This window comes from Loktanella sp. DJP18 (genome assembly GCF_049310965.1).
In the GTDB taxonomy this organism is placed as follows: Bacteria; Pseudomonadota; Alphaproteobacteria; order Rhodobacterales; family Rhodobacteraceae; genus Loktanella.
The window spans coordinates 1-19,240 of the sequence record NZ_JBMERN010000046.1 but is presented as its reverse complement, the minus strand read 5'-3'; the positions used below and the strand labels follow the sequence as shown (position 1 = coordinate 19,240).

The 19,240-nt window shown below is 63.6% G+C and carries 22 protein-coding genes; 17 read left to right on the top strand and 5 right to left on the bottom strand.

Going from position 1 to position 19,240, the window contains the following annotated elements:
• Positions 1 to 108 precede the first annotated feature (108 nt).
• A complete protein-coding gene (gene ispH / locus ACOI1H_RS13875) occupies positions 109 to 1,059 on the bottom strand; it encodes a 4-hydroxy-3-methylbut-2-enyl diphosphate reductase (protein WP_422438306.1) in 951 nt (316 codons plus the stop codon).
• Between the two features lie 72 nt (positions 1,060 to 1,131).
• Positions 1,132 to 1,692 (bottom strand): NYN domain-containing protein, encoded by a 561-nt coding sequence (locus ACOI1H_RS13870; RefSeq protein ID WP_422438304.1) that lies wholly within the window; start codon positions 1,690 to 1,692, stop codon positions 1,132 to 1,134.
• A gap of 125 nt (positions 1,693 to 1,817) precedes the next feature.
• On the opposite strand from ACOI1H_RS13870, the gene folK reads away from it, so the two are divergent.
• The 16 genes from folK (at position 1,818) to ACOI1H_RS13790 (ending at position 14,227) form a co-directional block, all read left to right on the top strand.
• Entirely contained in the window at positions 1,818 to 2,399 is a 582-nt protein-coding gene (folK, locus tag ACOI1H_RS13865; RefSeq protein WP_422438302.1) for a 2-amino-4-hydroxy-6-hydroxymethyldihydropteridine diphosphokinase, read from the top strand.
• A 95-nt stretch (positions 2,400 to 2,494) separates the two neighbouring features.
• On the top strand, positions 2,495 to 2,848 hold the full coding sequence (rpoZ, locus tag ACOI1H_RS13860) for a DNA-directed RNA polymerase subunit omega (protein WP_422438301.1): 354 nt from the start codon (positions 2,495 to 2,497) through the stop codon (positions 2,846 to 2,848).
• Positions 2,849 to 2,887: 39 nt separating this feature from the next.
• Complete coding sequence (locus tag ACOI1H_RS13855; protein WP_422438299.1) at positions 2,888 to 5,023, top strand: RelA/SpoT family protein; 2,136 nt, start codon at positions 2,888 to 2,890, stop codon at positions 5,021 to 5,023.
• Positions 5,010 to 5,693 carry a DUF2062 domain-containing protein gene (locus tag ACOI1H_RS13850; RefSeq protein ID WP_422438298.1) on the top strand — a complete coding sequence of 228 codons (684 nt, stop codon included), beginning with the start codon at positions 5,010 to 5,012 and terminating at the stop codon, positions 5,691 to 5,693. The genes ACOI1H_RS13855 and ACOI1H_RS13850 overlap by 14 nt, the downstream gene beginning before the upstream one ends.
• 29 nt (positions 5,694 to 5,722) lie before the next feature.
• Complete coding sequence (locus tag ACOI1H_RS13845) at positions 5,723 to 6,466, top strand: pyridoxine 5'-phosphate synthase (RefSeq protein WP_422438297.1); 744 nt, start codon at positions 5,723 to 5,725, stop codon at positions 6,464 to 6,466.
• Positions 6,463 to 6,930 (top strand): nucleoside deaminase, encoded by a 468-nt coding sequence (locus ACOI1H_RS13840; RefSeq protein WP_422438296.1) that lies wholly within the window; start codon positions 6,463 to 6,465, stop codon positions 6,928 to 6,930. Before ACOI1H_RS13845 ends, ACOI1H_RS13840 begins: the two co-directional genes overlap by 4 nt.
• Entirely contained in the window at positions 6,927 to 7,226 is a 300-nt protein-coding gene (locus tag ACOI1H_RS13835) for a Dabb family protein (RefSeq protein ID WP_422438294.1), read from the top strand. The genes ACOI1H_RS13840 and ACOI1H_RS13835 overlap by 4 nt, the downstream gene beginning before the upstream one ends.
• Positions 7,227 to 7,239: 13 nt before the next feature.
• Entirely contained in the window at positions 7,240 to 7,638 is a 399-nt protein-coding gene (gene acpS / locus ACOI1H_RS13830) for a holo-ACP synthase (protein WP_422438293.1), read from the top strand.
• A 114-nt stretch (positions 7,639 to 7,752) separates the two neighbouring features.
• Positions 7,753 to 8,589, top strand: coding sequence for a signal peptidase I (gene lepB, locus ACOI1H_RS13825; protein ID WP_422438291.1), 837 nt, complete (start codon positions 7,753 to 7,755; stop codon positions 8,587 to 8,589).
• Complete coding sequence (lepB, locus tag ACOI1H_RS13820; protein WP_422438289.1) at positions 8,586 to 9,644, top strand: signal peptidase I; 1,059 nt, start codon at positions 8,586 to 8,588, stop codon at positions 9,642 to 9,644. Before lepB (ACOI1H_RS13825) ends, lepB (ACOI1H_RS13820) begins: the two co-directional genes overlap by 4 nt.
• Positions 9,641 to 10,321, top strand: coding sequence for a ribonuclease III (gene rnc, locus ACOI1H_RS13815; protein ID WP_422438287.1), 681 nt, complete (start codon positions 9,641 to 9,643; stop codon positions 10,319 to 10,321). Before lepB (ACOI1H_RS13820) ends, rnc begins: the two co-directional genes overlap by 4 nt.
• The gene (gene era, locus ACOI1H_RS13810) at positions 10,318 to 11,232 is read left to right on the top strand and encodes a GTPase Era (protein ID WP_422438286.1); all 915 of its coding nucleotides are present in this window, start codon (positions 10,318 to 10,320) and stop codon (positions 11,230 to 11,232) included. The genes rnc and era overlap by 4 nt, the downstream gene beginning before the upstream one ends.
• Entirely contained in the window at positions 11,225 to 11,560 is a 336-nt protein-coding gene (locus ACOI1H_RS13805) for a DUF1491 family protein (RefSeq protein WP_422438285.1), read from the top strand. Before era ends, ACOI1H_RS13805 begins: the two co-directional genes overlap by 8 nt.
• Before the next feature lie 75 nt (positions 11,561 to 11,635).
• Entirely contained in the window at positions 11,636 to 12,364 is a 729-nt protein-coding gene (recO, locus tag ACOI1H_RS13800; RefSeq protein WP_422438284.1) for a DNA repair protein RecO, read from the top strand.
• Positions 12,365 to 12,435: 71 nt separating this feature from the next.
• Entirely contained in the window at positions 12,436 to 12,930 is a 495-nt protein-coding gene (locus ACOI1H_RS13795; protein ID WP_422438283.1) for a DUF421 domain-containing protein, read from the top strand.
• Between the two features lie 82 nt (positions 12,931 to 13,012).
• Positions 13,013 to 14,227: an MFS transporter gene (locus tag ACOI1H_RS13790; RefSeq protein WP_422438282.1), complete on the top strand. Its 1,215-nt coding sequence runs from the start codon at positions 13,013 to 13,015 to the stop codon at positions 14,225 to 14,227.
• 2 nt (positions 14,228 to 14,229) lie between these two features.
• Here ACOI1H_RS13790 and ACOI1H_RS13785 read toward each other — a convergent pair whose 3' ends face one another.
• On the bottom strand, positions 14,230 to 15,912 hold the full coding sequence (locus ACOI1H_RS13785) for an acyl-CoA dehydrogenase family protein (RefSeq protein WP_422438281.1): 1,683 nt from the start codon (positions 15,910 to 15,912) through the stop codon (positions 14,230 to 14,232).
• A gap of 150 nt (positions 15,913 to 16,062) precedes the next feature.
• Between ACOI1H_RS13785 and ACOI1H_RS13780 the strand changes: the two genes are divergently transcribed.
• The gene (locus ACOI1H_RS13780) at positions 16,063 to 16,833 is read left to right on the top strand and encodes a sulfite exporter TauE/SafE family protein (RefSeq protein ID WP_422438279.1); all 771 of its coding nucleotides are present in this window, start codon (positions 16,063 to 16,065) and stop codon (positions 16,831 to 16,833) included.
• On the opposite strand, the gene ACOI1H_RS13775 is transcribed toward ACOI1H_RS13780, so the two are convergent.
• Together ACOI1H_RS13775 and ACOI1H_RS13770 are read right to left on the bottom strand one after the other, a co-directional pair.
• On the bottom strand, positions 16,830 to 17,363 hold the full coding sequence (locus ACOI1H_RS13775) for a DUF3859 domain-containing protein (RefSeq protein ID WP_422438278.1): 534 nt from the start codon (positions 17,361 to 17,363) through the stop codon (positions 16,830 to 16,832). The genes ACOI1H_RS13780 and ACOI1H_RS13775 overlap by 4 nt on opposite strands.
• 59 nt (positions 17,364 to 17,422) lie before the next feature.
• A complete protein-coding gene (locus tag ACOI1H_RS13770; protein WP_422438276.1) occupies positions 17,423 to 19,021 on the bottom strand; it encodes a phosphoenolpyruvate carboxykinase in 1,599 nt (532 codons plus the stop codon).
• Between the last annotated feature and the right edge of the window lie 219 nt (positions 19,022 to 19,240).

The following is a 19,240-nucleotide window of genomic DNA, read 5'->3' as shown; positions in this document are numbered from 1 at the left end:
CGTTGGTCGGGCGCACTGTGTCAGACTGCCTGCGCTGGTGCCATCGTCCGCTGCGATCATGCCAGCACAGTTGGCGCATCAGCCATCGCAGCCTTTCTGGCGACGGCGTCAGGCGGGTTCGCGCAGGACGCGCGGCACCTTGAATTCGACGTTCTCGACGGCAGTCTCGACCAGTTCCACGGTGACGGCATAGCGGACGCGAAAGGCGTCGATCACCTCGTTGATCAGGACTTCGGGGGCAGATGCGCCGGCCGTGATGCCGATGGAACCGATCCCGTCCAGCGCCCGCCAGTCGATGTCGCCCGCTCGTTGGACAAGCTGGCTGTAGGCGCAGCCGGCTTTGGCGCCGACCTCGACCAACCGCCTGGAATTGCTTGAATTGGGGGCGCCGACGACCAGCATCGCATCGCATTTCGGTGCCATTACCTTGACCGCCTCCTGGCGGTTGGTGGTGGCGTAGCAGATGTCTTCCTTGTGGGGGCCGATGATCGCGGGAAACCGAGTCTTGAGCGCGGCGACGATGTCGATGGTGTCGTCGACGGACAGGGTCGTCTGCGTCACGAAGGCGAGGCGTTCGGGATCACGCGGGGCGACCTGCGCGACGTCCGCGACCGTTTCGACCAGCAGCACCTCGCCCTCCGGCAACTGGCCCATCGTGCCGATGGTTTCCGGGTGGCCGGCGTGACCGATCATCACCATCTGAAGGCCATTGTCGGCATGGCGCTGTGCCTCTATATGGACTTTGCTGACCAGCGGACAGGTGGCGTCGACGAAGATCATCTCGCGCCGCGCGGCGGCGGCGGGCACCGCCTTTGGCACACCATGCGCCGAAAAGATGACCGGGCGGTCGTCAGGACAGTCGTCCAGCGTTTCGACGAAGACGGCACCCTTGTCGCGCAGACCATCCACCACGAACTTGTTGTGCACGATCTCGTGTCGCACGAAGACTGGTGGCCCCCATTTATCAAGGGCCATCTCGACGATCTTGATCGCCCTGTCCACACCGGCACAGAATCCCCGTGGCGCGGCAAGGTAAAGGGTCAGCGGGGGCTTGGTCATCGCGGTCTCCGGCCTAGTCACCCCATAGGTAATGCCCCCTAGACCTGTCGTCCAGTCGGTGAGGGCATCGGCCTATTCGGCGTCGTCGGTCCGATCGACGGTCTCGCGCGGCGGCCGGCCGACGACGTCCCGCAATTCGTCCAGCTCGATGAAGTTGTCGCACTGGCGGCGCAGGTCGTCGGAGATCATCGGCGGCTGGCTGCGAATGGTGGACACCACCGATACGCGGACACCCTTGCGCTGCAACGCCTCGACAAGTGGACGAAAGTCGCCATCGCCGGAGAACAGGACGATGTGATCGACGAAAGGGGCGAGTTCCATCGCATCGACCGTCAGTTCGATGTCCATGTTGCCCTTGACCTTCCGGCGGCCCATCGAGTCCGTGTATTCCTTGGCGGGTTTCGTCACCATCGCGAAACCATTGTAATGCAGCCAGTCCACAAGCGGGCGGATCGGAGAATACTCTTCGTTCTCAAGCAGCGCGGTATAATAGATGGCACGCAGCAGTTTGCCACGCCGCATGAACTCCTGCCGCAGCAGCTTGTAGTCGATATCAAACCCAAGCGACTTGGCAGCCGCGTAAAGGTTCGCACCGTCAATGAAGAGCGCGAGGCGCTCGTCACGGTAAAACATGAGTAATCCTTTTCCGACGATGTTCGTCGGCGCTTCGATAGAGTTGATCCGAGCGGCCTGGCGTGGCTTGGCCTGAGCGATTGAGGCTGTATGGTCCCGCTCACGAAACCATGCAAGGCGGACCGATGGGCAACTTCGGCAAGATTGCGCTTGTTTCCTTGGGCAGTAATACGCCGAAGGGTCGATTTGCCGCAACGTCCTTTATACTAAAAGGCAGGTCGCGCCTTGTCGAAAGGGTTGGCGGCGGGGATGAGTTGATGTCGGCGCTGTTTGCGACACCGGCCTACCCGGCCGGGATTGGCCCAGATTTTGTCAATGCGGCCATAGCGATGCACACGACCCTGTCGGCAACCGATTTGCTGGCAATACTACACGAAATAGAATTAGAGGCCCAGAGGACCCGCACCGTGCGCTGGGGGTCACGGACGCTTGATCTCGACCTTTTGGCGCTTGGGACGCAAATTGCGCCAAATGAACGCACCCAGACGCGGTGGCGCAACATGGCCCCCGACATTCAGCGACAGGCAATGCCGGACCGCCTGATTCTACCGCACCCGCGTCTTCAGGATCGCGCATTCGTGCTTGTTCCCTTGGCGCAGATTGCGCCCGACTGGGTGCATCCGGTCACCGGCCAAAGCGTCTTGCAGATGCGCGATGCCCTTCCTGCTGACGATGTTGCAGCGATCCGTCCGTTGGCAATGCAATAGGGTCTTGACAGGCTGCGATACCTGCTTGTCATTGCCCAGCGATCGCGCTAGACGCAGGGCTTGCATCCCCGCCTGGACAGAATTGGAGTGTGCCGATGGCCCGCGTTACCGTCGAAGACTGTGTCGACAAGGTCCCGAACCGGTTCGAGCTTGTCATGCTCGCCGCCCACCGCGCCCGCGAAATCACCGCAGGGTCGCCCGTGACCGTCGCCCGTGACAACGACAAGAACCCGGTCGTGTCCCTGCGCGAGATCGCAGAGGAAACACAGCAGGCCGACGATCTGCGCGAGCGCATGATCGAAGCCAACCAGACCCAGATCGAGGTCGATGAGCCGGAAGACGATTCGATGGCTTTGCTGATGGGTGCCGAGGCCGACAAGCCGGTCGAGGACGACATGAGCGAAGAGAAGCTGCTGCGCGCCCTGATGGAAGCACAGGGCCAGCGTTAAGGGCCGCACCCGGCCAAGAGAAAGAAGTGCCGGACCAGCATGACGACTGCAGATGATCTGATCGCGCTGGTCCGCACTTACAATCCCCGCTCGAACGAGGCGCTGTTGCGCGACGCCTTCGCCTTTGGCGAAGAGATGCACGAGGGACAATTCCGCCATTCCGGTGAACCCTATTTCACCCATCCCATCGCCGTGGCCCATATTCTGGCCGACATGCAGATGGACGACGCCACCGTCATCACCGCCCTGCTGCACGACACGATCGAGGATACGCCCGCGTCCTTCAGGATCGTCACCGACCGCTTTGGCCGAGAGATCGCGGAACTGGTGGACGGCGTCACCAAACTGACGAACCTTCAGCTGACCAGCCGCGAGACGAAAGAGGCCGAGAACTTTCGCAAGCTCTTCATGGCGACCAGCAAGGACCTGCGGGTCACGCTGGTCAAGCTCGCTGACCGTCTGCACAACATGCGAACGATCAAGTCGATGAAGCCTGAAAAGCAGGCTCAGAAGGCGCGCGAGACGATGGATATCTTTGCGCCGCTGGCGGGGCGCATGGGCATGCAGTGGATGCGCGAGGAACTCGAGGATCTCGCGTTCCGCGTTCTCAACCCCGAAGGCCGCAACAGCATCATCCGCCGTTTCATCACGCTGCAGCGCGAGGCGGGCGACGTGGTGCCGCGCATCACCGCCGACATGCGTGTCGAACTGGATAAGGCCGGCATCCAGGCCGAGGTCATGGGCCGCGCCAAGAAGCCCTATTCGATCTGGCGCAAGATGCAGGAAAAGGACATGGGTTTCAGCCGTCTGTCCGACATCTACGGGTTCCGCATCATCACCGCGACCGAGGCCGACTGCTACCGTGTCCTTGGCGCGATCCATCAGCGTTGGCGCGCCGTGCCGGGCCGATTCAAGGACTACATCAGCCAGCCCAAGACGAACGGCTACCGGTCGATCCATACGACGGTTTCCGGCCGCGACGGCAAGCGGGTCGAGGTTCAGATCCGCACGCGCGAGATGCACGAGGTCGCGGAAACCGGCGTGGCGGCCCATTGGTCCTATCGCAACGGCGAACGGGTCGAGAATCGCTTTGCCGTCGATCCGGTGCACTGGATCTCCAAGTTGACAGAGCGTCTGGACGAGGATCAGGACCACGACGATTTCCTCGAGGCCGTGAAGCTCGAAATGTTCACCGATCAGGTGTTCTGTTTTACCCCCAAGGGCGACGTCATCAAGCTGCCGCGCGGTGCGACGCCCATCGACTTTGCCTTTGCCATCCATACTCGCATCGGCATGGCCTGCGTCGGGGCCAAGGTGGACGGCATACGCGTGCCGCTGTGGACCCGGCTGAAGAATGGGCAAAGCGTCGAGGTCATCACCGCCGAGGGGCAGAGGCCGCAGGCGACCTGGGTGGACATCGCCACGACCGGGCGCGCCAAGACGGCGATCAGGCGCAGTCTGCGCGAGGCGGACCGCGACCGGTTCATCCTGCTGGGTCGCGAACTGGCGCGGGTCGCTTTCGAGAATATCGGCAAGAAGCTGACGGAAAAGGCCTTGCGCACCGCAGCCAAGGCGCTGGCCATCGACAGCGTCGACGACATGTTGGCAACCCTGGGCAGCGCCGACATCAGCGCCCGGGACATCGTGCGCGCGATCTATCCCGACCTCGCACAGGGGCAGGGCGACGAGATCGACGCGCAACGCGCCGTCGTGGGTCTGGCCGCAGACCAGTCGCACCGCCGCGCCCGCTGCTGCCAGCCAGTGCCGGGCGAGCGCATCGTTGGCATCACCTATCGTGGTCAAGGCGTGGTCGTCCACGCCATCGATTGCGGTGCCCTTGTCGACTTCGAGGATCAGCCGGAACGCTGGGTCGATCTGCGTTGGGAAGAGGGGCAGCACCGGGCGGTCAATGCCGTGACCTTTGACATTTCGATCACCAATGACGCCGGCGTGCTTGGGCGGATTTGCACGTTGATCGGCGAGCAGAAGGCCAATATCTCTGACCTGCAATTCATCGACCGCAAGCCGGACTACTATCGCCTGCTGATCGATATCGACCTGAGCGACGCAGAGCATTTGCACCGGGTCATGACGGCGGTCGAAGCGGACAGCAATGTCTCCGGTATTCGCCGGTATCGCGATCCCGGCCAGTCCGGGGTGCATGACGCGGGCTAAGGCCCGAGGAAGGACGACACGGGTGTTCAAGCGCAGGGACAAGCGGCCAGCGTGGAAGGTCGTGACCTCTGCCGTCTACCCGGTAGGCGGTTGGCGCCGCGCGTTTTCCTACGTCAAACACCGCGTGCGCCGCCTGCCGGACACGCCTGAAAAGATCGGTCGCGGCATCTGGGCGGGTGTCTTCACCACATTCACGCCGTTCTACGGCCTGCACTTCATCGTGGCCGCGATCATCGCCAAGCTGATGCGCGGCAATTTTCTGGCCGCCCTCATGGCGACCTTCTTCGGCAATCCGCTGACCTATCTCCCGATTGCGGCGGTGTCTCTCAAAACCGGGCACTGGCTGCTGGGCAGCGAGCCGAAAGGCCCGACCACTTCGCTCGGCGAAAAATTCGCGGACGCCGGGGCCGATCTCTGGCACAACGTCATCGCGATCTTCACGCCTGAACGCATGGACTGGCATGGGCTTTCCATCTTCTATTTCGACATCTTCTATCCCTACATGATCGGCGGCATCCTGCCGGGCATCATCGCTGCAACGATCGCGTACTATCTGTCGGTGCCGGTCCTGCAGGCCTATCAGAAACGACGCCGCAACATCCTGCGCAACAAGCTGATGGCGCTGTCGTCCCCGAAATCCGGGGATGGCAACGGCCCGGCGGCAGGCTAGGGTGCGGCGTATCAACGAAAGTGACGGGCATGACTGAGAAACTGCGGCTGGGTGTGAATATCGATCATGTGGCGACCGTGCGAAACGCGCGCGGCGGCGACAATCCCGATCCGCTGCGCGCCGCGTTGATGGCGCAAGAGGCCGGGGCCGACGGCATCACCGCCCACCTGCGCGAAGACCGCCGCCACATCCGCGACGCGGACATGGCCGCCCTGAAGGCGCGGCTGACCGTGCCGCTGAATTTCGAGATGGCCGCGACAGCCGAGATGCAGCGCATCGCACTGGATACCCGTCCGCATGCTGTCTGCCTGGTCCCGGAAAAGCGCGCGGAGCGCACCACGGAAGGCGGGTTGGAGGTCGCGCGACAGGCCCATGTGCTGGGCGACTACATCACGCCGCTACGCGAGGCCGGCTGCCGCGTGTCGCTGTTCATCGCCGCCGACCGCGATCAGGTGGAAGCCGCGCACCGCATCGGGGCACCGGTGGTCGAACTGCACGCCGGGGCCTATGCGGACGCCTGGGCCGAAGGCCGCTGGGACGACCGCGACCGCGAGCTGACGCGGCTGACAGAGGCCGCCGCCTTCGGCCATTCCCTTGGGCTCGAAATTCACGTCGGCCACGGCCTGACCTACGACAGCGTCGGGCCCATCGTGGCCCTGCGCGAGGTGCGGGAGTTGAACATCGGCCATTTCCTGATCGGAGAAGCGATCTTTCGCGGCCTGCCGGGGGCCATTGCGGAAATGCGCCGCTGCATGGATGCGGCGCGGTCATGAAACTGACCGCTATTGAAGCCGAGGCGATGCGCCGGGTCGCGGATCATGCGCTAGACCTTCACGCTGACGGCAAGGACATCGTCTTTACCGCCGCCATCGTCAAGGACGGCACCATCCTCGTGCAGGCCCGCAACGAGGTCGGCGCCACCAATGACGTCTCGCGTCATGCGGAGGTTGTGGCGATGGCGCGGGTGGCGGATATTCTTGGCACCCGCGACCTGTCGGGCTGCACGCTGCTCGCGTCGTGCCAGCCCTGCGAGATGTGTCTGGGCGCCATGCGCTGGGCCGGGATCGATCGCGTGGTCTTTGGGGCGCAGCAGGAATACGTGGACGACGCCTTCTTTCGGTTTCCGCAGTTGCGCATCACCGATTTTCACCGCGCCTGCAACGGAGCCTTCGCCTGGCAGGGCGGCGTCGAAGAGCATCGCATCGCACATATCTACGCACCGGGGGCAGCCACATGATCGACCACATCGTCTTGTTGCACTTGAAGCCCGATCACGACCCCGATGCGCTGATCGCGGTGATGGCGGGGCTGGCGGGTCTTGTCGGTCAGATCGAGGGATTCGACGATTTCCGCCACGGCATGAACCGCGACTACGAAGGCCGGTCACCTGCCTATGCCTATGGGTTCGTCGGTCGTTTCCGTGATGCCCTGGCTTTGGCGGCCTATGCTGACGACCCGCGCCACAGGGCACTTGGCGCTCGGCTCATCGCGCTGTGCGACGATCTGCTGGTGGCGGACGTGGACAGCGCATGATGCCGGCCCATCCATGATCCTTGGCATCGGCACCGATCTGGCGAACATCGACAGGATCGCGCGGACCCTTGAGCGTTTCGGCGACCGATTTCGCAACCGCGTCTTTACCTCCGTCGAACAGGCCAAGGCGGAACGCCGCGCCGACACGCCCGGGACCTACGCCAAGCGTTGGGCCGCAAAAGAGGCGTGTTCCAAGGCGCTGGGCACAGGCCTGCGCATGGGGATCGCCTGGAAGGACATGGCCGTTAGCAATCTGCACACCGGCCAGCCCGTGATGGAAGTCACCGGCTGGGCGAAGGAGCGGCTGGACGCGATGACCCCGCCGGGGCATCAGGCGATCATCCACGTGACCCTGACCGACGATCACCCCTGGGCGCAGGCCTTTGTGCTGATCGAGGCGCGACCGCTTTAAGGGCCTCTATTTCTTTGCAGAAAATCACGGTCCAGCGCGGGCGGGCGGTCTGCCTTGACAGGGCGGATGGGTGCGATCATGTAGCCGAACAATGCTGGGAACGGGAATGATGTGATGGCCGAACAGACGGGCGTGATGGGCGGCGTGGTCGAGACCGTCAAGACGGTGGTCTATGCGCTGTTGATCGCGGGGGCCTTTCGTACGATCCTGTTCCAGCCGTTCTGGATTCCATCGGGCTCGATGAAAGACACGCTGCTGATCGGCGATTTCCTTTTCGTAAACAAGATGGCCTACGGATACTCCTACGCCTCTTGCCCCTCAATCCTGATTCCTGCGTTGAACGTCGACATCGGGGCAGACGATTTCTGCGGTGTATTCAAGGGTAAGACCGACCGTCTGTTCGGCTCCGACCCAGAGCGCGGCGACGTCGTCGTCTTTCGCCACCCTGTCACGGGCCGCGATTTCATCAAGCGTCTGATCGGTCTGCCGGGCGACCGAATCCAGATGAGGGAAGGTCAACTCTACATCAACGACGCGCCCGTTGCGGTGCAGGACAACGGCGTCTTTACAGAGGTGAACGCGCCGCAGGGACCGGAGCAGTCGCTGCCCGCCTGCGCGAATGCGCCGGTTGCCCCCGGTGCCGACTGCATCAAGGAACGCAGCAGCGAAACCCTGCCCGAGGGCGTGTCGCATGACATCCTCAACATCGGCAATCGCGGGCTGGACAACACGGGCGTCTACACCGTGCCGGCGGACCATTTCTTCTTCATGGGCGATAACCGGGATAATTCGACGGACAGCCGCGTGCCGCAGTCACAGAACGGCGTCGGCTTCGTGCCGCGCGAGGATATCGTCGGTCGCGCGGACCGCGTCATCTTTTCGTCGGCAGGACGGTCGATGCTGGCGTTCTGGACATGGCGGGCTGACCGGTTCTTCAAAAAGATCGAATGAGCAGCGCCGCCAAAGGTTTCGACAGGTTCAACCCGATCAGGCTTTGGGTCGACGGATTCGACTGGTTCGGTCGTTCGAAACGGACTGCCTTTGCGTTGGTCTGGTTGGCCTTCGCGGTCTGCGGCCTCACGTTCGAACTCAGTCAGATGCGCTCCGATATGCCCGGGGCGGTTGCGGTTGCCGCAATCCTTGGCGTGGCGCTGTTGTTCGTGCCGGTCGTCGGGCATGGCCTGCGACGGTTGAACGACCTGGGCTGGTCCGGCTGGTGGGGCTGGTTGCTGGCGATCCCGGTCGTAGGCGTCATTCTGGCGCTGATCCTGTGCCTGAAGCAGGGCCGCCCGGCGGCCCGGCACCCCGACGGCGGGTTGCGGACGATCGGTTGGGCCATGGCCTGCGTCGTTTCGGTTTTGATTGCGGGTCGCGCGATCTGGGCCCCGTTCACCATCGTGTCGGAGGCGATGAGTCCCACGCTGCAACCGGGTGATCTGATCGCTGTCAACACTGCCGCGCGCACCTATGCGCGGGGCGACGTCGTCGTCTTTCGGCACCCCGTCACCGGGCAGGACCATGTCATGCGCCTGATCGGAGCCCCCGGCGACCGCGTGCAGATGCGCGACGGGCAACTGTTCATCGACGACAGTCCGGTCGGGGTCGTGGACGATGGTGTGTTCTCCGAACCTTATGGGCCGCGCGGCCCGGCGCGGGTCTATCCGCTGTGTGCCAATGGTGTCGTCGGCTTCGGTGCCGCTTGCGAGAAGTGGCGCGCACGCGAAACGCTGCCTGACGGCACCAGCCACCCGACGCTGAACGTCGGCAACCGCAGCATGGACAACACCGGTGTCTTTACCGTTCCGGCGGATCATTACTTCGTCATGGGCGACAACCGCGACAACGCCAGCGACAGCCGCCTTGCCCGTGCCGTGGGCGGGCCGGGGTTCGTGCCGCGCGACAACCTTGTCGGGCGCGTCAGTCTGGTTATTCTGTCCAGTGCGGGTCGATCGCTCTTGGCGGTCTGGTCTTGGCGGTGGGAGCGGATCTTGAAGGTGGTTACATGAAGCTTTCCGCACAACTCGACGATTTTGCCGGGCGGCTAGGACACAGGTTCGCCGATCCGGCCCTGCTGATCCGGGCCGTCACCCACTCCAGCATGTCAAGCGTCCACCGCGACGACAACCAGCGGCTGGAGTTCCTGGGCGACCGCGTGCTCGGCCTCGTGATTGCCGAGGCCCTGCTGCAGGCCGATCCCGGAGCCGCCGAAGGTCTGCTCGCCCCCCGCTACAACGCGCTCGTGCGGCGCGAGACCTGCGCCGATGTCGCGCGCGAGGTCGGCCTGGGCGAGGTGCTGAAACTGGGCCGGTCCGAAATGCAGTCGGGTGGGCGTCGCAAGGAGGCGCTTCTGGCCGATGCGATGGAGGCGGTGATCGCTGCCGTCTATTACGACGCGGGCTTCGATGCGGCGCGGCGCGTGATCCTGCAGCACTGGCAGCCGCGGGTCGGCACTGTCGCCACGGACGCGCGCGACGCCAAGACGGCCTTGCAGGAATGGGCGCAGGCGCGCGGCGCGCCACCGCCCGCCTATACGGAAATCGCGCGGACAGGGCCGGATCATCAACCGGTCTTCACCATTCGCGTGACGCTTGAGACGGGTGAATTTGCAGAGGCGACCGCCGGGGCCAAACGGCAGGCGGAACAGGCGGCGGCGCAGGCGCTGCTCGAAAGGGTCGGACCATGACGGAGAACAGACGCGCAGGCTTTGTAGCGCTGATCGGGGAACCGAACGCCGGAAAGTCGACCCTGCTGAACCGCATGGTCGGCGCCAAGGTCAGCATCGTGACCCACAAGGTCCAGACGACCCGCGCCCGCATTCGTGGCGTGGCACAGGACGGTGACAGCCAACTGGTCTTTGTCGACACGCCGGGCCTGTTCAAGCCGCAGCGCAGACTTGACCGGGCGATGGTCGCAGCCGCCTGGGGGGGGGCAGGGGACGCCGATGTCGTGGTCCTGCTGATCGAGGCACAGCGCGGCGTGACCGCAGGTGTCAAGGCGATCCTCGAAGTGCTGGGCGAGCGGGTAGGCAAGGCCCGTGTCGCGCTTGCGATCAACAAGATCGACCGGGTGAAGTCCGAGGCGCTGCTGCAATTGTCGCAACAGATGAACGAGACCTATCCCTTTTCGGAAACCTTCATGATCAGCGCCGAACGCGGTCACGGCTGCGACACGCTGAAGCATTGGCTGGCAGGAGCCGTGCCCGAAGGTCCTTGGTTGTATCCCGACGACGAGATTTCCGACAGCCCCCTGCGCCAGATCGCGGCAGAGATGACGCGCGAGAAGCTGACGCTGCGCCTGCATCAGGAATTGCCGTATCAACTGACGGTCGAGACCGAGAACTGGGAGGAACGCCCGGACGGGTCTGCCCGGATCGACCAGTTGATCTACGTAATTCGGGACGGTCACAAGGGCATCGTCTTGGGCAACAAGGGCGAGACGATCAAGGCCGTAGGGCAGGCCGCGCGGGCCGAGATGGAGGAACTTCTGGGCCGCAAGGTGCATCTGTTCCTGCAGGTGAAGGTCCGGGCAAACTGGCTCGAGGACAAGGAACGCTACGACGAGATGGGTCTCGATTTCCGCGACGGCGATGCCTGAACCGCGGTTGACGGCCGACATCTGGGTCAGCGCCTATCTGGCACGTCTGCGGGTGATGGACATTCCTGCCTTTGTCGTGGCCCGCGGCGATGCGACAGCCGGTGCCGTGCTGGTAAAACTCAACACGCTGGACGGAAAGGCCGTGGCCTTGACTCGATCCTTCGACCTGATGACGGGCGCACGGGTCTGGGTCACGCTGGCGGAAGGGGAGGAACGGGACGTCGACGCCTCTGTCGCGAAGCAGCGCGGGTTCGACGCGGACCTCTGGGTGATCGAAGTCGAGGACCGTCAGGGACGGCATCTGCTGGATCAGCCGGGACTGGAATGACGTGCGCCTGTCTGCGACAGTCGCAGCCTCCGGCGGGAGTTTATCTGGCCAGATGAAGCAGGTGGGTCCGACGCGATGATCACATGGGCTGATGAAGGCGCGGTCTTGCGGGTGCGGCCACACGGCGAGACTTCTGCCATCGTCGAGGTCTTTACCGTCACGCATGGTCGTCACGCGGGCGTCGTGCGGGGCGGGGTCAGTCGGAGGATCGCACCGTCGCTGCAACCGGGCGCGCAGGTTGCCGTGACGTGGAAAGCACGGCTCGACGATCATCTGGGGGTCTTTACCGTCGAGCCGCTGCGCAGCCGCGCCGTCAATGCGATGGGCGACCGTCTGGCGCTGGCGGGATTGAATGCGGTTTGCGGCCTGCTCTGTGTCGTTCTGCCGGAACGCGAGGCGCATGTTGCGCTGTATGACCGGACAGTTCAGCTTCTTGATCTGCTGGGGCAGGGCGAGGTCTGGCCGCTGGCCTACCTGCGATGGGAACAGGCACTGCTCGCGGACCTTGGCTTCGCGCTGGATCTGAGCGCCTGTGCTGTGCGCGGCGTGAACGAGGACCTGGCCTTCGTCTCGCCCCGGTCTGGCCGCGCTGTCAGCCGCGAGGCGGCGGGGGACTGGGCGGACAGATTGCTGCCCTTGCCACCGGTGCTGGCGGGCAAGGGTGACGCGGGTGCCACCGACATCGTGACAGCGCTTGGTACAACGGGATATTTCATCGAACATAAATTGCTGCGGTCCCTGACGGCCGCAACCATGCCCCCCGCCCGCGCCCGCCTGATCGAGGCGATCCGGCGCGGCGAGTAGGCGATCGCGCGGCAGGAGGGGAACGATCACGCGCGGTGGCTGTTGCCCCCTAGCTGAACCGGAGGACTGGAATGATCGGAACGGGCTTTGAAATCGCGCTGCGCACCGTCGCGGCAATTGCGCTTGTGGTCGCGTTGGCGCGCGTCTTCGGGTTGCGGTCTTTCGCCAAGATGTCGGGGTTTGATTTTGCAGTGACCGTCGCCATCGGCTCTGTCCTTGCATCGACATCCCTCTCGACGGACAGGCCGTTCTGGCATGGCGCACTGGTGCTGACGACTCTTTTCGTCGTGCAAAGCGCTGTCGCGCAATTGCGGGCGCGGATCGGCGGCGTGACCGCGGTCACTGACAACGCACCCCTGCTGATCATGCGGGACGGAGAAATCCTGCACAACAATCTGCGCGGCGCTGGCATGACGGTCGGCGACCTGATCGGCAAGCTGCGCGAAGCGAATGTGCTGGACTTCACACAGGTGCGGGCCGTGGTCTTCGAGCGGACGGGCGATGTCAGCGTCCTGAACGGTGACGCATGTGACGACCGGATGCTGGAGGGCGTGCGGCAGGCATAATCGACGCGGAATGTCGCGTCTGGACTAGCCCTCCACCGGGACGCGTGGCACTTGCGAAGGGCTTGAACAGGACCCCTGCGCCATGATCGCGCCCCGCGCCCCGCTTTACCTGACCCACGCGCCTACGCCGAAAATCCGCGATTTTGCAACGTTGTCGGCGTTAGAGGCCTGCATCCGTGCGATCCTGCTGTCCGTGATGCCGCTGGTCATCTACCGCGCCACAGGCGATGCCGCGATCGTCAGCCGCATCTACCTGTTCGTGGGGATCGGGTCGATGTTCTGCGGGTTGATGGTGCCCTTTGGTGCACGTTGGGTGCCACGGCGCTGGATGATGACGCTGGCCTGCGGATTCTACCTGACAGGCGTCTGCATCGCATTGGCCGGTGGGCCCGCCACGAAGGCACTGGTCCTCTTGTTCAATGCAGTCGGTACGGTGACGTTCACCATCTGCCTCAACGCCTATGTCCTCGACTACATCCACCGGATCGAACTGGGTCGGAACGAGACGATGCGCATGGTCTACAGCGCCGTGCCCTGGAGCGTCGGCCCGATCCTTGGCGTGACGCTGCTGAACTGGTGGGAGCCGGCACCGTTCCTTCTAGCGGGTCTGGGAACCTTCGTGCTTGTCGTGTGCTTCTGGCGGTTGCGACTTGGGAATGGGCGGCAGATCACCCGGGCCCGGATGCCCACGCCGAACCCGCTGGCCTACCTTGGCCGCTTTGCCGATCAGCCGCGCCTGATCGCGGGCTGGTTCTTTGCGGTGATGCGGTCTTGTGGCTGGTGGGTCTACATCGTCTATCTGCCCATCTTCTGCATCGAGGCGGGCCTTGGCGACCAAGTCGGTGCCGTCGCGCTGAGCCTGAGCAACGGCCTTCTGTTCGCAACGCCTTTGATGCTGCGCCGGGTGCGCCGGGTCGGGGTGCGGCGTAGCGTCAGGCTGGGATTCGCCGTATCGTCCAGCCTGTTCATGCTGGGTTTTCTGCTGTCGGGCTGGCCTTGGGCGACGGTCCTGTGCATCATGGCAGGGTCCGTCGCATTGGTATTGCTGGACGTCTGCGGCGGCCTGCCGTTCCTGATGGCCGTGCGCCCGGCCGAACGGACAGAGATGGTCGCCGTTTACGCCACTTTTCGCGATGCATCGGGCATCACGACCCCTGCCGTTGCGGCACTGGTCCTAGCAGTGGCTCCAGTGGCGGGGATCTTCGCAGCCTGCGGCATTGGTCTGGCCGCCGGGTTCATGGTCGCCGGCCGGTTGCACCCGCGTCTGGGTCTCCCTCGCACGGTCACCGCCGGCTGACGTCAGTCCAGCAGACGGCGCGCGATCACCTGCGCCTGAATTTCCGCCGCCCCTTCGAAGATATTCAGGATGCGGGCGTCGCACAGGATGCGGCTGATCTTGTACTCCAACGCGAACCCATTACCGCCGTGGATCTGCAAGGCGTTGTCGGCGCAGGCCCAGGCGACGCGGGCCCCCAGCAACTTGGCCATCCCGGCCTCGAGGTCGCAACGACGGTCGGCGTCCTTTTCATGGGCGCTGAAATAGGTCAGCTGACGGGCGACCATGATCTCGACCGCCATCATCGCCAGCTTGCCCGACACGCGGGGGAAAGCGATCAGGGGCTGTCCGAATTGCTTGCGGTCCTGTGCATATTTCAGGCCCTCGTCCAAGGCCGATTGTGCGACGCCGATGGCGCGGGCAGCGGTTTGGATGCGGGCGGACTCGAAGGTCTGCATCAGTTGCTTGAAGCCGCGCCCAGTCTCTCCGCCCAGCAGGTTTTCGCTCTTCACCGCGAAACCGTCGAAGGCGAGTTCGTATTCCTTCATCCCGCGATAGCCCAGAACCTCGATTTCGCCGCCGGTGATGCCGTCGTCGGGAAACGGGGCCGCATCGGTGCCGGGCGTTTTTACGGCGAGAAACATCGACAACCCCCGGTAATCCGTCGTGTCCGGGTCCGTGCGGGCCAGCACCGTCATCACGTGGGTCCGGGCGGCGTGGGTGATCCAGGTCTTGTTGCCGGTAAGGTGCCAGTCGTCGCCATCGCGGACGGCCCGCGTACGCAGCGATCCCAGGTCAGAGCCGGTGTTTGGTTCGGTAAAAACGGCCGTGGGCAGGATTTCACCGCTGGCGATCCGGGGCAGCCAGTACGATTTCTGATCGTCGGTGCCGCCGCACAGGATCAGTTCGGCCGCGATCTCGGACCGGGTGCCAAGCGATCCGACGCCGATATAGCCGCGCGACAGTTCCTCTGACACGACACACATCGCGGATTTCGAAAGGCCGAACCCGCCCAGGTTTTCCGGGATCGTCAGTCCGAAGACCCCCATCTCGGCCATCTCGTCGATGATCTCCAACGGGATCAGCTCGTCCTTCAGGTGCCAACCGTGGGCATGGGGTTCGACCTTTTCGCGGCTGAAGCGGCGGAACTGGTCGCGGATCATCTCAAGCTCTTCATCAAGGCCGGAGGCCCCGACCGTCAGCTCTGCGCTGCGATCCTGCATGAGCTGGACAAGGCGGGTGCGCGCCGGCTGGGTATTGCCGCGCTGGATCAGCGTCGTGACCTGCGGGACGAAGAACGCCTCCCAATCCGCCGGGGTGATGCCGATCTCATCGAGGCGAACGAATTCGGTCTGGCTCATCGGGATGCCGCCGCCGATTTGTGCAAGGTACTCGCCAAACGCAATTTGCAGGATCAGCTGTTCGACATCGCCGAATCTGTCGTCCGCAGTCAGACGGTTGGCCCAGGCCTGCATCTGGTGCAGCGCCTGCGCGTAGGTCGCAAGCCACGCCAGGCCATGCGCGGCGGTCTGGTGCAGGTCCACAAGGCGGGCCGATACGCGCCCATCGTTCTTGACCAAGACACTGACAGCAGACCGCGCAGCCGTGAGGATCGAGTCCACGGCAGGCAGGCTGGCCGCCGTCAGCGCCGTCAGGTCTGTCAGAACCGGATCGGTCGTCACACGGGCTGCGCCATCATGGGCCATGATCTTATCCTCGTTATGTTGCAGGTGCAGAGATAAGTGCTTTGCAGTCGCAGCGCAATATTGATGCGCACAATAATCAATTTTCAGACGAAAGTGTCGCGGCAGTTTTGCGTAGCATCAAAGATCAGGATACACCATGTTGCGGACAACATGACAGATATGCTTGCCGTCCTCCCGCCTCACATCATAATTTTCGCTTGCATAGTCACGCTTATGGGCGGCTTCGTAAAAGGCGCGGTCGGCTTTGCCATGCCCTTGATCATGATCAGCGGCATGGGCATCCTGATCGAGCCGCAGATCGTCGTGGCTGGAATAATCCTGCCAATACTGGTCAGCAATGGCTGGCAGATCGCGCGATCCGGACTTGGCCCGGCCCGGGCCGCAGTCATCGAGCATTGGCGCTATCTTGTGATCGTCTGCGTGATGATCCTGATTTCGGCACAATTCCTGACCGTGATCTCGGCTGATGCGATGTTCGTGGTCCTTGGCGTGCCGGTCGTCAGCCTGTGCCTTGTCCAGTTGCTGGGGTGGCAACCGCTGATCCCGGAACGGCTGCGTCGCCCCTTCGAATGGGGGGCGGGCCTGGCGGCAGGGACCTTTGGCGGGCTGGCCGGCACATGGGGGCCGCCGACGGTGCTGTACCTGCTGGCGCTGCGCACGCCACGCGAAAAACAGATGGCGGTGCAGGGCGTCATTTATGGCCTCGGTTCCGTGATGCTGTTCCTTGGGCACCTTCAATCCGGCGTGCTGAACGCGCAGACCTGGCGGCTTTCGGCGCTGCTGGTGGCTCCGGCCATGATCGGCATGTGGATGGGCTTTCGCCTAGGGGATCATTTCGATCAAGAAAGGTTCCGCAAGGTGACGCTGCTTGTGCTTGTCATTGCCGGGGTCAATCTGATCCGGCGCGGACTGATGGGTTAGGACAGCAGTTCCTCGAACCCGCAAACCTGAGCAAGCGCGGGTGCGTCTTTCGGGGCAACCACGTCGAAGGACGCGCGATACAGCACCTCGCCGTCCTTCACAGCCTCCATCTGCCAGCGGCCCTGCACCAGTTCATAGGCATAGTCGAACTGGTAGAACGTTAACGAGGGCGAGATCCCGTCGATCCGAGTCAGGAAGCTTTGTTGCGTGATGCGATCCTTGCCCATTGGCGGGTGGGTCACGGTCATCGTGACCTCTGACAGACCCATCAGGTCGGCGGTCGTGCTTTTCGCGCCGAACCCGATGCCGATCACGGCCGGCACACGGCGCGACATCGACACGAAGGGTGGGTCCTCAGCCACCAGATGCGTGACACCGGCGACGGTATCCGGTGCTGCGGTTTCACCGACCGTCGGCGGCGGGCAGATCACGCCCGTCTCCAGGCTGCCGATCTGTGGACCGGTCATGTCGGCGGGCGCGGCATGAACCGCGGTCGCCAGAAGGCAGAAGAAGGAAAGGGTCAGGCGCATGGCTCGACCCTAACCGATTTGCACGCGGATGCCAGTGACGTCACCGTCAACGGCAAGCCTCAGCCAATGGCGGCTGCCTTCACGTCGTCGTCGATGAAGGGGACATACTTTGCGAAGTTGTCCGAAAACATCTGCACCAGCTTCTCGGCCTGGGCGTCGTAGGCGTCCGGGTCGGACCAGGTGTCCCGCGGACTAAGCAGGCGCGTGTCGACTCCGTCGCAGGCCACCGGCACATCGAAGCCAAAGTTCGGGTCCTTGCGGAAGGTCGATTCGGCAAGGCTGCCGTCCAGCGCAGCCGTCAACAGCGCACGCGTCGCCTTGATCGGCATCCGTGATCCCGTGCCGTAAGCCCCGCCGGTCCACCCGGTGTTCACCAGCCAGCAAGTCGCCCCGTGGGTCGCGATCCTGTCCTGCAACAGCTTGCCATAGACCTCTGGCCGACGCGGCATGAAGGGCGCGCCAAAGCAGGTGGAGAATGTAGGCTCCGGTTCCGTCACACCGCGTTCGGTGCCTGCGACCTTCGAGGTGAAGCCGGACAGGAAGTGATACATCGCCTGTGCGGGCGTCAGCCGGCTGATCGGAGGCAGCACGCCAAAGGCGTCGCAGGTCAGCATGATGATGTTCTTTGGATGGCCGCCCAGCCCGGTGTCGGACGCGTTCGAAATGAACTCCAGCGGATAGGCGCAGCGCGTATTCGCCGTCAGGCTGTCGTCGTCGAAGTCGAGATCCAGCGTCTTGGGGTCGTGGACCATGTTCTCGATGACGGTCTGCGGCATGAAACAGGTCGCATAGATCTCCGGTTCAGCCTCGGCGCGGAGGTTGATCGTCTTGGCGTAGCAGCCGCCTTCGAAATTGAAGATGCCGCGGTCGGACCAGCCGTGTTCGTCGTCACCGATCAGCGTCCGGGCAGGATCGGCGGACAGGGTCGTCTTGCCGGTGCCCGACAGCCCGAAGAAGACGGCCGTGTCGACCGGATTGCCGTGGGCGTGGTTGGCCGAGCAGTGCATCGGCATGATGCCCTGGTCGGGCATGAGATAGTTCAGCAGGGTGAAAACGGATTTCTTGTTCTCGCCCGCATATTCGGTGCCGCCGATCAGGATCAGCTTCTTTGCATAATTCGTGACGATGACCGTCGCGCTCCTGCAGCCGTGACGGGCTGGATCGGCCTGAAAGCTGGGGACGTTGATGATCGTGAATGTGGGCATGAATGACGCCAGCTCCGACGCCTCGGGCCGACGCAGCAGGTGCCGGATGAAAAGGCCATGCCACGCCAGTTCCGTCACGACACGCACATCCACCCGGTATGCCGGGTCGGCACCGCCGAACAGGTCCTGCACATAGGCATTGCGGCCCTTCAGATGCGCCAGCATGTCGGCGTGCAAGACGTCGAACTTGGCTGGGTCCATCGGTGGGTTGTTGTCCCACCAGATCGTGTCTTCGACATCGGGTGTGCGCACGACGAACTTGTCCTTGGGCGACCGACCGGTGTGCTTGCCTGTCGTCACCAGGAACGGGCCGCCCTTGCCTTCGATGCCTTCGCCTGCTGCGACGGCGGCGGCCTGCAAGTCTGCGGCAGACAAGTTGTAATAGACAGCGCCCAGACCTGTGATGCCTTGATCGTCAAGTTTCATCGCGGGGTTGACCATTCCGTGGTCCATGACAGCGCTCCTAAGGTTTGCGGCCGGCGGTGGCCTGCGTCCCTCTTAGCACCATGTTTTTAAGCCGGAACAGACTGGATTTGCGACGTTAGCGCAACCAGCGACATGTTAGCGCAACCAAAGGGTGGCCTCGCGCAACATAGTGACCCATTAGCCATTCATTCGGGAATTGTGCCGTAAATAAGGCACGGGTCACTGCTTGATTCGCGATAGAGGGTT

Excerpts from the sequence above, each read along its gene's own strand:
- rnc (WP_422438287.1), top strand. The coding sequence starts at position 9,641 with ATGAAGCTTTCCGCACAACTCGACGATTTTGCCGGGCGGCTAGGACAC.
- ACOI1H_RS13805 (WP_422438285.1), top strand. The coding sequence starts at position 11,225 with ATGCCTGAACCGCGGTTGACGGCCGACATCTGGGTCAGCGCCTATCTG.
- ispH (WP_422438306.1), bottom strand. The coding sequence starts at position 1,059 with ATGACCAAGCCCCCGCTGACCCTTTACCTTGCCGCGCCACGGGGATTC.
- ACOI1H_RS13840 (WP_422438296.1), top strand. The coding sequence starts at position 6,463 with ATGAAACTGACCGCTATTGAAGCCGAGGCGATGCGCCGGGTCGCGGAT.
- ACOI1H_RS13775 (WP_422438278.1), bottom strand. The coding sequence starts at position 17,363 with ATGCGCCTGACCCTTTCCTTCTTCTGCCTTCTGGCGACCGCGGTTCAT.
- lepB (WP_422438289.1), top strand. The coding sequence starts at position 8,586 with ATGAGCAGCGCCGCCAAAGGTTTCGACAGGTTCAACCCGATCAGGCTT.
- acpS (WP_422438293.1), top strand. The coding sequence starts at position 7,240 with ATGATCCTTGGCATCGGCACCGATCTGGCGAACATCGACAGGATCGCG.
- ACOI1H_RS13770 (WP_422438276.1), bottom strand. The coding sequence starts at position 19,021 with ATGGACCACGGAATGGTCAACCCCGCGATGAAACTTGACGATCAAGGC.
- ACOI1H_RS13795 (WP_422438283.1), top strand. The coding sequence starts at position 12,436 with ATGATCGGAACGGGCTTTGAAATCGCGCTGCGCACCGTCGCGGCAATT.
- ACOI1H_RS13855 (WP_422438299.1), top strand. The coding sequence starts at position 2,888 with ATGACGACTGCAGATGATCTGATCGCGCTGGTCCGCACTTACAATCCC.
- era (WP_422438286.1), top strand. The coding sequence starts at position 10,318 with ATGACGGAGAACAGACGCGCAGGCTTTGTAGCGCTGATCGGGGAACCG.
- folK (WP_422438302.1), top strand. The coding sequence starts at position 1,818 with ATGGGCAACTTCGGCAAGATTGCGCTTGTTTCCTTGGGCAGTAATACG.
- ACOI1H_RS13870 (WP_422438304.1), bottom strand. The coding sequence starts at position 1,692 with ATGTTTTACCGTGACGAGCGCCTCGCGCTCTTCATTGACGGTGCGAAC.
- ACOI1H_RS13790 (WP_422438282.1), top strand. The coding sequence starts at position 13,013 with ATGATCGCGCCCCGCGCCCCGCTTTACCTGACCCACGCGCCTACGCCG.
- ACOI1H_RS13845 (WP_422438297.1), top strand. The coding sequence starts at position 5,723 with ATGACTGAGAAACTGCGGCTGGGTGTGAATATCGATCATGTGGCGACC.
- recO (WP_422438284.1), top strand. The coding sequence starts at position 11,636 with ATGATCACATGGGCTGATGAAGGCGCGGTCTTGCGGGTGCGGCCACAC.
- ACOI1H_RS13850 (WP_422438298.1), top strand. The coding sequence starts at position 5,010 with ATGACGCGGGCTAAGGCCCGAGGAAGGACGACACGGGTGTTCAAGCGC.
- lepB (WP_422438291.1), top strand. The coding sequence starts at position 7,753 with ATGGCCGAACAGACGGGCGTGATGGGCGGCGTGGTCGAGACCGTCAAG.
- rpoZ (WP_422438301.1), top strand. The coding sequence starts at position 2,495 with ATGGCCCGCGTTACCGTCGAAGACTGTGTCGACAAGGTCCCGAACCGG.
- ACOI1H_RS13835 (WP_422438294.1), top strand. The coding sequence starts at position 6,927 with ATGATCGACCACATCGTCTTGTTGCACTTGAAGCCCGATCACGACCCC.
- ACOI1H_RS13780 (WP_422438279.1), top strand. The coding sequence starts at position 16,063 with ATGACAGATATGCTTGCCGTCCTCCCGCCTCACATCATAATTTTCGCT.
- ACOI1H_RS13785 (WP_422438281.1), bottom strand. The coding sequence starts at position 15,912 with ATGGCCCATGATGGCGCAGCCCGTGTGACGACCGATCCGGTTCTGACA.